Raw genomic sequence first — 14920 nt, forward strand, 5'->3', positions numbered from 1 at the left:
GTCAACACAGAGTTGACGACTCGCGGGAGGGGTGGGGGCGGTCAGGGGAGGCGCGCCTGGTCGGGGACGAGCGCGGCCAGCTCGTCCCAGAGCTCGTCCGGGACCCGCGCGCGGAGCTGGGCGACGGTGTCGTGCACCAGGTCCGCATGCCCCGGCCCGACGACGACGGCGTCCACGGCCCGGTGGCGCAGCGGGAACTGCAGGGCGGCCGCCCGCAGCCACACGCCGTACGCCTCGCAGGCCTGTGCCATCCGCTGCGCGGCCTCGACGATCCATTCGGGCGCCGGCTCGTAGTTGAAGGGCGCGCCAGGCCTGGGATCCGCCAGCAGACCGGAGTTCAGCACGCCGGCGACCATGACGGACACCGATCGTTCGTCGCACAGGGCGAGCAGGGACGTCTCGGCACGGCGGTCGAGCAGGGAGTAGCGGCCCGCGACCATGGCGGTGTCGGCGTCGGTCTCCCGGATGAACCGCTCGGCCACCCCGGCGTCGTTCGTCCCGATCCCGAACCCAGTCACCACGCCCTCGTCGCGCAGCCGCGCCAGGGCTGGCGCGGCCTCGCCGATCGCGGCGGCCATGTGGTCGTCTGGGTCGTGGACGAGCGCGATGTCGACGCGGTCGAGGCCCATGCGGTCGAGCGACTCCTGCAGCGAGCGCCGCACCCCCTCGGCCGAGTAGTCGCGCACCCGCGAGCGCGCCGGGACCCCGAAGAAGGAGTCGGTGCCGTCGACGGCTGACGGGTCGTCCACGAGCAGGCGCCCGACCTTGGTGGAGAGTGTGTAGCTCTCTCGCGGCTTGTCCCGCAGGAAACGGCCGAGGCGCTCCTCGGCCTGCCCGACGCCGTAGTGCGGCGCGGTGTCGAAGCGCCGGATCCCGAGGTCCCACGCCGCCTGCAGCGCCGCCTGGGCGTCCTCCTCGCCGACCGCCTGGTACAGGCCGGCGATCCCGGAGGTACCGAGCGCGACGTTCACGAGACCACGTCGCTCTCGGGCCGCGGACCGTACGTCCGCAGGGCGTTCGTGGTGCAGATCAGCCGCCGTTCGTCGGCCGAGAGGCCGGCGATCACCTCGAGCAGGCCCGTGACCACGGACGAGTAGTCGCCGTTGAGCGTGCTGACCGGCCAGTCGCTGCCGAGCACGAGGCGTTCGGCTCCGAAGCACTCCAGGGCGTGGTCGACGAACGGCTGCCAGTCCGCCGGTTCCCATCCGGTGCGCGAGACGGTGGCCAGGCCGGAGAGCTTGGCCACGACGCCCGGTTCCGCGGCGGCCTCCCGGAGCCGGCGGGCCCAGTCCTGGGACTCGGGGCTCGACCAGCCGGACGCGACCGGCGGCTTGCCGATGTGGTCGAGGACGACCGTGAGGCCGGGGTGGCGCCGGGCGACCGCCGGCACCTGGGCGAGGAGGTCCGGCCGCTCTGCCACGGCGTCGAAGGTGAGCCCGCGGCGCTCGAGGACCGCCATCCCCTGGGCGACCTCGGGCCGCATCATCCACTCGGGGTCCGGCTCGTCGTGGATGAGGTGGCGGACGCCGACGAGCGTGCCGTCCGGTCGGCGGTCGAGCGCCTGCTCGGTCAGCCGGGCGTCGGCGAGCGGGAGCCAGCCGACGACGGTCGCCGGCACGGGAGCCGTCCCGGCGGTGCGGAGCAGCTCGTCGGTCTCGGCGAGCGAGTCGGAGGCCTGGACGAGCACGATCTGACCCACCCCCATGGCCGCCAGGTCGGCGTCGACCTCGTCGAGCGTGTGGGTGCGGTGGAGCGGGCCGGAGGTCAGCCACGGGTACGTGACCCCGAACGGCCCTCCGCCGTCGAGATCCCAGACGTGGAGGTGGGCGTCGACCAGAGAGTCGGGCACGGGCGGTCTCCTCGGTGCGGCTCGTCGGCGTGGGTGGTGAGCGTGGTCGTCAGCGTGGCACGTCTGCGTGGACGTCGGCCGCGACCTACCCGTGGGTGAGCTCCGCGACCTGCTGGCCGACGGCGGAGCGGAAGCGCTCATCCTCCGCGAGGCTCGGCGGGAAGACCTCGGCGACACCCAGCAGCCCGTCCACGAGTCCCCCGCCGCCGGCGGCCGCCGACTGGAGCTGCTCCGCGAGCGGGTCGTCGAGGGCCAGGCCGGATGCGCCGTCGGCGGTGCGGGCGACGAAGACCATCCACGCGGCGACGGCGCGGGCCACTCGGTGGGGCACGGAACCGGCCGCGAGCCGGTCGCGGGCGGTGCCGAGGAGCCGGACGGGAAGCTTCTGGGAGCCGTCCATCGCGACCTGGATCGTGGTGTGCCCGAGCGCCGGGTTCTCGAAGCGGCCGAGGACGGCGTCGCGGTAGTCGGTCAGGTCGACGCCGGGCGGCGGGGTCAGGGTCGGGATGACGTCCTCGTCGACGAGGGCGCGGACCTCGTCGCGCAGCCGGGGGTCGCCGACCGCCTCGGCGATGGTGCGGTACCCGAGGACGGCGCCCCGGTAGGCGAGGTAGGAGTGCGAGCCGTTCAGGATGCGGAGCTTGGCGTCCTCGAACGGTGCGACGTCGGAGGTGATCGTCGCACCGGCGCGTTCCCACGCGGGGCGTGGGCCGGCGAAGGCGTCCTCGACCACCCACTGCGAGAACGGTTCCGCGACGACGAGGCCGGCGTCGGTGACGCCGCTGATGCTGCGTGCGTCGTCGCGGTCGTCGTCGGTGGTGGCGGGCACGATGCGGTCGACCATGGTCGCGGGGAAGGTGACGTGCCGGGCCACCCAGGCTGCGACGTCGTCCGCCCCGGAGGCGGTCAGCAGCTCGCTGACCAGGCCGGCCAGCATCGTGCCGTTCTGGACGATGTTGTCGCAGGTCACGACGGTCATCGGCGTCGCGTCCCGGCGGGCGCGGCGGGCCAGGCCGCGGGCAAGCATCCCGATCGGGCTGCCGGCCGCCGCGTCGGACTCGCGGCCGGTGCGCAGCTCGTCGGCGAGCGCCTGGACGTCGGCGCGGACACCGGCGTCGTCGAGGTCGAGGTGGTCGCCGGCGCGCCGGTAGCCCTTCTCGGTGACGGTGAGGGTGGCGACGTGGGTGCCGGGGTCGGCCATCCGGGCGAGCACGGCACCGGTCTGCTCGCCCGGGAAGGAGACGTCCCGGACGGCCCCGATCACGCGCAGGTCCGCCGTCGGGGAGCCGCCTGCGGCGAGGCCCTTGGTGAGCACGCCGTACAGGCCGTCCTGGGGCGCCAGCTGTTCGGCCACGCGGGGTGAGCGCTGGGTGACCGCGTGGATCCCCCAGCCGGTGTCGCCGGCCGCGGCCATCGCGTCCTCGGTGTAGACGGCCTGGTGCGCGCGGTGGAAGGCGCCGATGCCGAGGTGCACGACACCGATGCCCACCTCGCGCGGGTCGACGGCGGGACGGGCCACCTGCGCGGGCAGGTTCGCGAGCGTGGTCAGGGACAGGCGGTCGGTCACTGCGGGCCTCCGGTGGCCGGACCCTTCATCGGATGTCCGGTCGCTGATAGATTTCTCGTGCGAAAGCGCTTTCATCCTAGAGAGACGACGCACTCGGCGCCACCAAGCCTAAGGAGCCTCTCATGACCGACGCCTGGGTCCTCAACCCGGACCGCGCCCTACCCGCGGGCGAGCTCCGGCCGCCGGCCAGGGAGATCTACGCCTCCACCGCCGGCCTGCCGCTGGTATCGATGCACGGGCACGTCGACGTGTCCGTCTTCGCCGACGACCAGCCCTTCCCGGACCCGGCGCAGCTCCTGGTGGTCCCGGACCACTACCTGGTGCGCATGGTGGTCTCCCAGGGTCGGGTCACGCTGCCGGAGATGGGCGTCCGGCCTGTGGGCGGTGACGCCGGGGAGGCGGAGACGGACCCCCGGACGATCTGGCGGCGCTTCTGCGAGAACTGGCATCTCTTCCGCGGCACGCCGACCCGCTACTGGCTCGAGCACGAGCTGGTCGAGGTCTTCGGCGCCACGGTCCGCCCGTCGGCCGAGACGGCGGACATCCTCTACGACCAGATCAGTGCGGCGCTGGCCAGGCCCGACTTCCGGCCGCGGGCCCTGTTCGAGAAGTTCGGGCTGGAGATCATCGCTACCACCGATCCGGCGACGGCGGATCTCGCCCAGCACCACGCGCTCGCCGCCGAGGGCTGGGGCGAGCGGGTGGTTCCCACCTTCCGGCCGGACCCGCTGCTGCACGTGGACCGGGTCGACTGGCGCGATCAGCTCGAGTCGCTCTCTGACGTCTCCGGCGTGGACGCCGGCGACTACGAGGGCTATCTGTCCGCGCTGCGGCAGCGGCGGCGCGCGTTCGTCGAGGCCGGCGCGCGGGCCACCGACCACGGGCACCTGCTGACCGACACCACGGAGCTCGGAACGGCCGAGGCCTCGCGGATCTTCCGTGGGGCGCTGGCCGGCGAGGTCACGCCGGCGGAGGCGCAGGCGTTCGGCGGGCACATGCTCTTCCAGATGGCCCGCATGTCCACCGAGGACGGCCTCGTGATGCAGCTGCACCCGGGGTCCCTGCGCGACCACGACTCGGGCGTCGCCCGCACGTTCGGTCCCGACAAGGGCTACGACATCCCGATCGCCACCGAGTACACCCGCTCGCTCCGGCCGCTGCTCGACGCGTTCGGGCACCACCCGAACTTCGGGTTCATCGCCTTCACGCTCGACGAGACGACCTTCTCCCGCGAGCTCGCCCCGTTGGCCGGCGTGTACCCGGCGATGAAGCTGGGCGCACCGTGGTGGTTCCTCGACTCCCCCGACGGCATGCGCCGCTACCGCGAGGCCGTCACCGAGACCGCCGGCTTCTACAACACCTCGGGGTTCGTCGACGACACCCGCGCCTACGCCTCGATCCCGGCGCGGCACGACCTGAACCGCCGCATCGACGCGGGCTATCTCGCGCGGCTCGTGGCCGAGCACCGGATCGAGCTGGACGAGGCGATCGAGACGGCCGTCGACCTGGCGTACAACCTGCCGAAGGCCGCCTACCCGCCGGTGAAGGTGCCCGCTGTGTCGGGCTGAGGTCCGCCAAACCTCCGCCAGCCCCTCCCGGCCCCTCCGCGGCCCCTCCGCGGCCTTCCGCAGCCTCCGCCGAACAAGCCCTAACGTCCGGTCTGGGCGCCCAGACGGGGAGTTAGGGCTTGTTCGGCTTGCTCGTAATGCGTGACGAGTGACGGGAGATGAGGCGGTGCCGGGCGATGAGTTTCGGGCGGCCGGGACGTACCAGGTACGTCACCTGCTTCGAGAAAGGACGCCCTGATGTTGATCATCGCCGGTTACGAGCTCGTCAACCCTGACAAGCGCGACGAGGTCGTCGCGGCCCACCTCGACCTCCTGCGGAGAGGCCGGCAGGCGCCGGGGTGCCTCGACCTGGCCATCACTGCTGATCCGCTCGACCCCGCGCGGATCAACAACTTCGAGCGATGGCAGACCCGGGAGCAGCTCGAGGCCTTCCGCAAGGTCGCCGACGCCCCCGACGCCGGCGTCGAACCGACGGCCACGGAGGTGTGGGAGTACACGGTCGCCGAGACCCGACCACCGTTCGGTTAGGTGGGACGGTGGCGCCGAGTCCTGAGCTTGACCATCGTGCCACCCGAATGCCACTCCACTCGCTCCGATCAAGCCCTGCTGTCCCGTTCTGGCGCCGGGACGGGCAGTTACGGCTTGTTCGGCGGGCTGGTCAGGCAGCCGGTTTCCGCCATTGGGCGAGTGCCCGCCGGACGGTACGGGCGAGATGACCGGGGTTGGCCAGGTCGCGGGCGGTGAATCGCAGCAGGTGTGCCCTGCCGCCGAGCACCAGGTCGTTCTGACGGGATCTGTCGTGCAGCAGGGCCGCCGGGCGTTCGTGGAACTCGCGTCCATCCAACTCGACGAGGAGCCAGCCTTCGTCGTCGAGGCGCCATCCGAGGTCGCCACGGCCGAGCACGACGCCCCGGTCGTCGCGGATCTCTACCTGAAGGTCATCGGGGGGCACGTCGTGCTCGAGGCACTCCACGCGCCCGTGGCTCTCCAGCACCGACTCCGCACGGCCGTCCGGCTCCTTCCACCATGGGTGGGTGCGCGCCACTCCTCGCCGACCGCGGGCCAAACGGTGCGCCTGATCGATCCCGTGTCGATCGATCAGGCGCTTCCGCAGCATCGAGTCCATGACCGCGATCGCGCTTCGGTGCGACAGCTCCGGCACAGCCTGCGCGAGCGCCACCTCCGGTGCCGCTACCGTGAACCGTCCTACCCGCACGGTCGGCGCGGCCGCCTCGAACTGTCGCACCGATAGCCGCACAGCGGACTGGGCGCGATGCGGCGGAGGGTCCCGACGCCCGACCGGATCGCGCGGTTGCGAGTCGCGGACCATCACCTCGGAGCAGTCCCGGATCGGGGTCCCCTCCGCGCCGAGCAGGACCAGGGCGCTCGACCCCACGGCGACGGCACCGTCGCCGTACCGGAGCAGGCCGGCCAAGGCTGACCTCCGGCGCCGTCCGTCAGGTGAGAGGTCGGGCCGAGGATCGACGTCGAAGACACCGCGGCACACCCGCGCCCACACTCCAGAGCTGCACAGCCGACGCCGGACTGTCGCCGTGATCGCGAACCGGTCAGCCTGCGCGGAGCTCACCAGTCCTGCCTGGTCACGCGCGAGGAGGCATAGCTCCGCAGGTACCTGTCGTGTCACGAGACGAGGCGACCACGCCCGCCGTCCGACTCGCCGGGCGATGCCTCACTCTTGTGGACGGGGCGGCACCGTCGATCCGCCTGTGGATCGCTCACAACTGCCGACCAAGCCCCTACTGCCCGTCTGGTCCGCCAGAAGGGCATTTAGGGCTTGTTCGGCGGGGGCGGCGGGGGCGGCGCGGGCGGCGGGGGTGGCGCGGAGGTGGGGTGGGACATCCGCAGGGTGGGCACGGCGAGCAGGCCGGACGAGACCGTGTCCGCGGCGTGCTCGAGGTCCTGCATCCGGAACCGCTTGCCGTAGCGATCGCGGCTCAGCTCCGCGGCCGTGACGACGGACGGGTCGTCGGCGAGCGCGTTGGCCGCCGTGTTGTGGACCGTGATCGTCAATGTGTTGTCACCAGCTTCGAGGAGGTGCCCGATCTCGACGGCGTAGGGCGGGTGCCAGGCGATGCCCGCCTGCCGGCCGTTTACCGCTACCTCGGCGATGACGCCGACCGGCGGGACCACCTCGGCCCGGAACGACTTGCCGCGGATGCCGCCGTCGTCGGACTCGGTGGCCGGCTCGGGCAGGGCGGGCCCGAGGTCGAGGAAGACGCCGGCATCCGGCCGACGCGCATCCGGCCGGTCCTGAACCGTCGTGGAGTAGGTGGCAGAGCCCGAGTACGAGTGCCGTCCCGGGATGTCCTCCCACCGATGCGGGAGAACGACGTCCTCGACGCTGACATCATCGCCGTCGTCGTCGAACCGGACGGTCCACGGCCCGGCGAGCCTCCTCTCGGTCGTGGCAGCGAGCGGCGTCGAACCGGCGCCGGCGGCGCCATCGTGTGCGCCGGGGGCGCCGTCGTGGGCGACGAGGGCGGCGGCCTCGTAGGGCTGAAGCTCCAGGGTGACGGCGGGCGTACCGACGAAAACGTTCGTGACCTCGCCGGTCTCCGGATCCCACCGCTCGACGACGGCTCGTGCGGTCCGGGGCGTCAACGTCGCCGCATGGACCCCGGGCGAAGTGTTGGCGACGAAGAAGACGTCGACCTCGCCGGTCGTCCGATGCGTCACGCCCACCGAGCCGGCCACGCCGCCGTCGTCCATCGACTTCGTGCTCGGCGACGCCACGCTCAGCGGCGGCGTGCGAGCCTCGGCCAGCTCAGGGCCGAGGTCGGTGACCGACCGGCCGACGCCCACGGTGCCGCCCAGCCGGAGCACCTCGACACCCGCCTCCGCAGCCTTCTCCAGCCACGCTGCGGTCCGCTCCGGCATGCGGGTGACGTTCGGGAGGACCACCACCGGAAAACGCTGCGGGTCCAGCACGTCGACGGTCGCGTCATCGAACACGTCGTAGTCCAGGCCGGCCGTGCGGATCGCGCGCGGCACCTCCTCCCCGACGTGCTCCTTGACCTGCGCCCACAGGTCCAGCCGCTTCGGGCGGTCCTCGTGCATGCGGGCGTAGACGTCGTCGTAGGGGGCGTAGACCCCGACGTCGCTCACGCGGCGGCCCTGCCGCATCAGCCACGAGAGGCGGTGGGCGTAGCCGAGGAGTCGCGGCATGGCGGGCCACCACGGGTTCCGGTCGTCGAGCGCTCCAGCGGCGTAAAAGATCCAGCCCAGGCCTTCACCCGTGCGCGGGCTGTACGGCCAGCCGTGCGCGACGACGTGGTTGATGCCGAGCAACAGGTGCTCGTGGAGCTCGCCCTTCAGGTCCAGCGGGGTGGCGCGGAACGACGGCGAGTGCACCCAGGTCCAGATCTCCGACGACGCGACCTCCTTGCCGTACAGGTTCGCCGCGGATGACGCCCATCGGGTCTGGGTGAGCTCCGTCCAGCCCCACCCCTCACCCTCGAACGCGTCGGCCGCGGCGTAGCTCGAGATCGACGCGGGCGGTTCACCGTAGTTCTGGATCCGGAACGCGACGCCCTTGCCGTGCGCCCAGGCCGCCACCCGGGCGACGAAGTTCTCCTCGTACAGCTCGGTCAGCGTCGCGTAGAAGTCGGCGCGAATCTGATCGGCATCGGGCTCCCTCGGCACCGACGTCGCCCACTCGCCGGGTGCCAGCGCCCACAGGTCCCTCATCAGGTCGTAGCCCCGCCGACGGCGGAACTCGGCCGGCAGGTCCGGCGTCCAGTCGGCCCCGTAAACCTCGAGGCTGTCGCAGAAGACGGACCCGAGCAGCTCCGCCGGCACGGCGTCCAGCAGCGGCTCGCCGAACCCGGTCAGGTGCGCGTCGGTGGCCTCGGCCGAGTAGTGGTCGAAGACCGGGCCCTCGGCGCCCACCGCCGCACGCTTGACGTTCTGGCCCGTCAGCCGGGACCACGCCACGAGCACCACCCGCGGGCCACGTCCCTCGGGCACCACCACTGCGCCGTCGACGGACTCGAGCGGCACGTAGGAATCGGGCGATTCCTGCTGAGACCCGCCACCGACGAACGCAGCGAGGAACCTCTCCCCCGGCCAACGCGGCGCGACCGGCATCGTGAAGGAGCCCGGCGTGACCTCGTGCCGCTCCCACACGACACGCCGCGCGGCGGTCGAGGCGTCGATGTGCGGACCGCCGAACGACCAGCCGCTGCCCAGCGTCAGGTCGAACCGCAGGCCGCGCGCCCGGGCCTGGTCCGCCGCGAACCGCAGGTCCGCGAGGAACGACGGCGACAGCAGCCGGTCGGTCACCTCCGACAGCGGGTACACGTAGGACACCTCGACGCCGCCGTAGCCAGCCGCCACGATCGCGTCCAGCTCCTCCTGCAGGCGGGTGCGCTCCACGGCCGGGCCGAACCACCACCACCGGGTCATCGGCCGCGCCGCCGGGTCGGGGTTCTTGAAGCCCGCCCGGAGTGCCTCGATCGTCGCCGCAGCGCCTGCCTCTGCGCCCGATATGTCATCCACTGGCGTCCCTCTCCTCACCTTTTCATCCGCCGAGCGACCCGACCAGGAAGTCGATCGCCATGTCCTGCGCCTCCGGCGGGAAGCCGTGCGGTCCGGGCAGGATCGCGTCCTCGAACCGGCCGGAACCCGAGCCGGCATAGCGTTCCGCCAGCTCCCGGTGGGCGGCGCGCACGCCGTCCGGGGGAAAGAGCTCGTCGTCGGCCAAAGAGATCGCCAGCAGGTCGTGGCGGCGCCACCCGGCGGCGAGTCGCGGGAGGCCCCACTCGGGACCGAGCGGGGTGGCGAGCAGCCACGAGTGCGCGTCGACGTGTGCCGGGAAGAGGGCCTGCGTCGTCGTCATCATGGCGACGACGACGGCGGTCCGCAGGTCCGGGTCGAGGGAGGCGAGCGTGGCGGACCGGCCGCCGCCGCCGGACATCCCGGCGACGGCGGTACGCGCCGGGTCGACGCCGGGCAGCGAGCGCAGCAGCCGCAGCGCGACCAGGTCGTCGTGGGCGACCATCCCGGCGAAGGAGGTGCCCAGGTAACCGGCTGCCTTGGCGACGACGTGCTCGTGCGCGCCGGCGGCGACGTCGTAGCGCCTGTCCGTGTCCGGCGTCGTCCTGTCGGCGACCCGGGCCGCCTCGGCGCCGTGGACGGCGGCCCGCACGCTCGTGGGCAGCGGGTCGAGGGCGAAGCGACGCGAGCCCCAGGCGAACGTGTCGTGGGCGAGCACGACGAAGCCGGCCCGCGCGAGGTCCTCCGCGAAGGGCCGCCCACCGTAGAGGTCGCGACGCACGCGCTCCGCGGTCGCGGACGCCTCGGGGGTGCGCAGCAGCTTCTCGGCACCGATGGATTTCACGCCACCGTGGCAGTGCAGGGCCAGCACCCCGGGCAGCGGACCGACGGTGTCGGACGGGCGCAGGATCCAGGCTCGGGTCGCCGGCCCGAAGCCGGTGGACCATCGCGTCTCGGTGACGGCGACGCCGTCCCGCTGCCACGTCCTGACGGTCGGCGGCTCCGGCGTCGGCTCCGGCGTCGTCCCAGCCTCGCGGTCCGGCTCGGTTCCCGGCTGCGGCACGCCCAGCAGGCCGCCCACCTCGCGGGTGGTCGCGTCGCCGTCCAGGACCGGACGAGAGCGCACCCAGCCCGGCCAGTCCTCGTACCCGCCGATCGCGCTCGGCCGATCCTCCATCGTGCTACTGCTGGCCAAGGATCGATTCCGCCTCCGTACGGAAGGCCGGAGCCGCCTCCTCCGGCGTGAGTGTCTCGAACAGGACCTGCTCGTTGAAACGGCCGAGCGCCTCGGAGACGTCGGAAGCGCCGACGGGCGGGACCGGCGGCGGGGCAGCGACCTCGTCCTCAAGGTCGGCGATGAACTCGGCGGCGCGGCGCTCGGCGTCCGGAAGGTCGCCCATGATCGCCTCGCGCACCTCCAGATTCGACGGCAGACCGCGGTCCGACAGGATGATCTCACCCGCCTCGACGCTGTTGTTCATCCAGTCGATGAACATGGCTGCCTCCTCAGGGTGCTCCGTCGTCGACGACATCGACAGCAGCATCGAGGACTTGAGCCAGGTTCCAGGCTGCTCGAACTGCGACTCACCGGGCCATCGCACCAGCTCGAGCGGCTCGCCGGCCGCTCCCTCGATGACGGTGAGCTGGTTGGTCCACCAGGCGCCGAAGGCGCCGCTGCCGGTCCCGAGCAGCGACTGCTCGGGACCGAGCTCCGCGATCTCGATCGTCTCCGAGGCCCCCGGCTGTGCTCCGCTTTCCTGAAGGGCGAGCGACATGTCCCAGTACTCCTCGAGGATCGCGTCGGAGAAACCGAGACCCCCGTCCTCGGAGAACAGGTCGCCGCCGTGCTGGCGGGCCCAGACCGTGAGCTGCTCGGTGTCGGCGTGCGACTGGAAGCCGTAGTGCTCGGTGTTCTCGGAGATGGCGGTCGTAATCCCGTGGAAGTCCTCCCACGTCCACGTCTCGTCATCAGGCATCTCGACGCCGGCTTCGTCGAGCATCCGCGGGTTCACCATCAAGGCGTACACGTTGACGCCAGTGGACAGTCCGTAGAGGCCACCATCGAACTGGCCGGACGCCAGCACGGAAGGCTCGTACTCCGACGTGTCGATGTCGTACTGCGAAAGGTCGGCGAGGACTCCACGGCTGCCGTACTCACGCAGGTATCGCTCGTCCTGCATGATGACGTCCGGCGCGTCGCCCGCGGCAATCGTGGTGGAGAGCTTGTCCCAGTAGCCGCTCCAGTCGGTGTAGTCGGGGACGATGTCGATGTTCGGGTGCTGCGACTCGAAGACGGCTATGAGTTCCTCGTTGAGCCGGTGGCGGCCGTCGGAGCCCCACCAGGAGAAGCGCACGGTGGCCTGGCCGTCGCCGTTGCCTCCACCGCCGTCGTCGCCTCCGCCGCCAGGGTCGGTGGCGGGGTTCTGTCCCTGACCGCAGGCGGCGAGGACGAGCGACGTCGCGGCGAGGCCGGCCATGGCTACGCGGGATCGGATGGTGGTGCGCATGGGTTCCTCCTCAGACAGACGTGTGAGGACTCGCGGGGCGGGTGGAGCGACCTGAGCTGCCGCTCACAGCACACCGGCCCCGGCCTTGGCGCCGACGTAGCCGGGGACGGCCTGGCCGGGCAGGACACGGACCTGGTAGATCGGATCCCAGCCGGCGTCGTCGCCGAGGGGCTCGTCCGGGTTCGCGGCGTTGTACAGGTCGAGGGCGCTGACCGGCCGCCGGTCCAGGACCGTACCGGTCTCCGTCATCGCCGTGCCGCCGTAGTGCCCGACGATGCTGGCGGGATCTGCCCCGGGCGCGAGATCGACGTAGTTGTTCTGGACGTAGAGCGCCGACTCGTGCCCGACGCCCCAGTAGTAGTGGAATCCTTCGGGGTCCGACGCCGGTGTCTGCTCGTACAGGTTGTTGTAGACGTGCACCTGCCCGTAGCGCACCCGCGGGGCACGCTGGCCGATGTCGGTGAACCGGTTGTGGTGCACCGTCACGCGGAGCTTGCCGCGGTCCTCGGTCCGGGAGTCGGAGGAGCCGATGAGCATGGTCTTGTCGTGCTCGCCGAAGTGGTTGTACGAGACGGTGACCAGGTCTGCGCCGTGGGTGATGTCGAGCAGGCCGTCGTGCACCTCGTAGGGGCGTCCGTAGACGGCGTCGAGCTCCGACGGCGGGACGTCGCCGGAGTCGAGCGTGTTGTGGTCGATCCACACGTGGGTGGACGTCCGCACCGAGATGTTGTCGTAGCGCGAGTTCCAGTTCCCCTCCTGCCCGTCACCCGGGTCCCACTCCGGGAAGCAGTCGGTGGAGTCCGAGACGGTGAGGTTGCGGACGATGACGTTGTCCGAGTCCCGGATGCTCAGGCTCGCGCCGGTGATCGAGGCGTCGTCGCCGACGCCGACGATGGTGACGTTGGAGCCGATGTGCTGCTGGGTCTGGGCGGCCTGCGCGTCGGCGGCCGCGTCCTGGGCCTCGACGAGCGGACCGGACGGTTCCTCCCAGCCCCACGGGCCGGCGGGATCGAAGGTCTCAATGTACTCGGCCTGGCTGAAGCCGGCCTCCTGCTCGAAGGTGGCGCAGGTGGTTCGGGTGCCGTCCGCCCGGACGTAGGCGTCGACGGAGCCGTGGACGTAGACGATGCGTGGGGTGGTGTCGCCACGGGCGTCGTCGCCGCCGAGCGCCGCGCGCAGCTCCGGCCAGTTGTCGACGTGAAACACGTGGTCGGCGCCGGCAGCCGCACCTCCCGTGGTGCCGCCGTCGTGCGCGGCCCACCCGTCGTTCGCGGCGAGGACCTCGCGGCCGGGGTCGACCTCGTCGTCGGGCGCGGCGACGGCGGAGCCGGCGCTCGCCCCGAGGACGAGTGGGACCGCCGCGGCGGTGAGTAGAACCCTCCTGGATACCAAGGACATCGACGAACTCCTTCGTTCGCTGGTACGTGATGAAATTCGGCACGCCCCGGGAGGGAGCAGGGCGCACCGCTGCGTCGAGTGCTCTAAGGCACCTCGATGGCTGCCTCCACCTCCTCACGGAACTTTGCGGCCGCCTCCTCGGGGGTCATGCGCCCGAAGAGGACCTCGTCGTTGTAGCGGGTGAGAATGTCCTGCACCTCGCCCGAGCCGACCGGCGGCACGGGCGGACCGTCGACGATCTCGTCCTCGAGGTCCTTGAGGAACGCGGCGGCCCGCTGCTCGGGCTCCGGGAGCATGTCGGCAGTGGCCTCCCGGACGTCCAGGTTCGCGGCCAGTCCGCGGTCCGAGAGGATGACCTCGCCGGCCTCCACGCTGTCGACCATGAAGTCGATGAACTCCGCGGCCTCCTCCGGATGGTCCGTCGTGGCCGACATGGAGACGAACATCGCCGGTTTGTAGTACATCCCGGGACGCTCCTCGGTGCTCTCGCCGGGCCACCGCAGCAGCTGCAGCTCGTCGCCGGACGCGCTCTCGAGCGGGCTGATGGAGTTCGACCACCACACGGACATCGCGGCGTCACCCTGCCCCATGAGCGACTGCTCGGGACCGACGTTCACCAGCTCGGAGCTCCGCGAAGCCGGCGGCTGGGCGCCCTCCTGCTGCAGGTTCAGCGCGACGTTCCACCACTCGACGAGCAGCTCGTCCTCGTACCCGAGCTCGCCGTCCTCGGTGTAGAGGGACTGACCGTGCTGGCGTGCGAAGACGTTGAACCCCGCCTCGTTGTTGCCGTGGTCCTGCATGGCGTACACGCCCTCGGGGCTGTTCTCGGCGATCTCGGCGGCGAGCTGCTGGTACTCCTCCCAGCTCCACGTCTTGTCGTCAGGCATCTCGACGCCGGCCTTCTCGAACACCCGTGGGTTGGCCAGGAAGCTGTAGACGTTGACGCCAGTGGGGACACCGTACAACCCACCGTCGAACTGGCCGCCGGCAAGGATGGTCGGATCGATGGCGTCCGTCGCGATGTCGTGCTGCGACAGGTCCGCGATCACGCCCCGGCTGCCGTACTCACGCAGGTAACGCTCCTCCTGCATCATGATGTCGGGCGTGTCACCGCCCGCGACCGTGGTGGACAGCTTGTCCCAGTAGCCGCCCCAGTCAGCAACGCTCGGCACGATGTCCACGTTCGGATGGTCCGCCTCGAACATCTCGATCAGTTGCTCGTTGATCTGTTGACGTTCCCCGGAGCCCCACCAGGCGTAGCGCAGCTGGACCTGCCCGTCACCGCCACCACCGCCACCACCGCCGTCTCCGCCGCCCTGGCCGCCCATGTTCTCGGACTGGCCGCAGGCGGCCAGGGTCAGCGACGCGGCAAGTCCGGCGGTCACGGCGAGTCGTACGCGTACGGACCGGGTCATGCATCCTCCTTCGTAACGGTGACGGCCGCGGCCGGCCGCTTCACGAATGTGAGGCCGGTGCGCCCCGGGAGGGGGCGGGGCGCACCGCGCCTGACGGATGG

11 protein-coding genes are annotated in these 14920 nt (G+C 71.7%); 2 read left to right on the forward strand and 9 right to left on the reverse strand.

The genetic code is table 11. The features are described 5' to 3' along the window. Positions 1 to 41: 41 nt before the first annotated feature. From ABD907_RS14420 to ABD907_RS14430, 3 genes are all read right to left on the reverse strand, one after another. Entirely contained in the window at positions 42 to 971 is a 930-nt protein-coding gene (locus tag ABD907_RS14420; protein WP_345216967.1) for an aldo/keto reductase, read from the reverse strand. Then, entirely contained in the window at positions 968 to 1849 is an 882-nt protein-coding gene (locus tag ABD907_RS14425) for an amidohydrolase family protein (protein ID WP_345216968.1), read from the reverse strand. Before ABD907_RS14425 ends, ABD907_RS14420 begins: the two co-directional genes overlap by 4 nt. An 85-nt stretch (positions 1850 to 1934) precedes the next feature. Then, a complete protein-coding gene (locus ABD907_RS14430) occupies positions 1935 to 3416 on the reverse strand; it encodes a mannitol dehydrogenase family protein (protein WP_345216969.1) in 1482 nt (493 codons plus the stop codon). Positions 3417 to 3538: 122 nt separating this feature from the next. Between ABD907_RS14430 and uxaC the strand changes: the two genes are divergently transcribed. After that, a complete protein-coding gene (gene uxaC / locus ABD907_RS14435) occupies positions 3539 to 4984 on the forward strand; it encodes a glucuronate isomerase (RefSeq protein ID WP_345216970.1) in 1446 nt (481 codons plus the stop codon). A 237-nt stretch (positions 4985 to 5221) separates the two neighbouring features. After that, positions 5222 to 5512, forward strand: coding sequence for a putative quinol monooxygenase (locus tag ABD907_RS14440; protein WP_345216971.1), 291 nt, complete (start codon positions 5222 to 5224; stop codon positions 5510 to 5512). A 130-nt stretch (positions 5513 to 5642) separates the two neighbouring features. Here ABD907_RS14440 and ABD907_RS14445 read toward each other — a convergent pair whose 3' ends face one another. The 6 genes from ABD907_RS14445 to ABD907_RS14470 all read right to left on the reverse strand — a co-directional run bounded on the left by ABD907_RS14445 (position 5643) and on the right by ABD907_RS14470 (position 14819). Beyond that, positions 5643 to 6419: a hypothetical protein gene (locus tag ABD907_RS14445; protein ID WP_345216972.1), complete on the reverse strand. Its 777-nt coding sequence runs from the start codon at positions 6417 to 6419 to the stop codon at positions 5643 to 5645. 353 nt (positions 6420 to 6772) lie between these two features. Beyond that, positions 6773 to 9502 (reverse strand): glycosyl hydrolase, encoded by a 2730-nt coding sequence (locus tag ABD907_RS14450; RefSeq protein WP_345216973.1) that lies wholly within the window; start codon positions 9500 to 9502, stop codon positions 6773 to 6775. A 22-nt stretch (positions 9503 to 9524) separates the two neighbouring features. Next, positions 9525 to 10676 carry a dienelactone hydrolase family protein gene (locus ABD907_RS14455; RefSeq protein WP_345216974.1) on the reverse strand — a complete coding sequence of 384 codons (1152 nt, stop codon included), beginning with the start codon at positions 10674 to 10676 and terminating at the stop codon, positions 9525 to 9527. 4 nt (positions 10677 to 10680) lie between these two features. Further along, on the reverse strand, positions 10681 to 12006 hold the full coding sequence (locus tag ABD907_RS14460; RefSeq protein ID WP_345216975.1) for an ABC transporter substrate-binding protein: 1326 nt from the start codon (positions 12004 to 12006) through the stop codon (positions 10681 to 10683). Between the two features lie 63 nt (positions 12007 to 12069). Continuing rightward, positions 12070 to 13404: a pectate lyase family protein gene (locus tag ABD907_RS14465; protein ID WP_345216976.1), complete on the reverse strand. Its 1335-nt coding sequence runs from the start codon at positions 13402 to 13404 to the stop codon at positions 12070 to 12072. An 83-nt stretch (positions 13405 to 13487) separates the two neighbouring features. Beyond that, positions 13488 to 14819 (reverse strand): ABC transporter substrate-binding protein, encoded by a 1332-nt coding sequence (locus tag ABD907_RS14470; protein ID WP_345216977.1) that lies wholly within the window; start codon positions 14817 to 14819, stop codon positions 13488 to 13490. Positions 14820 to 14920: the final 101 nt, after the last annotated feature.

This window comes from Georgenia halophila, from assembly GCF_039541595.1.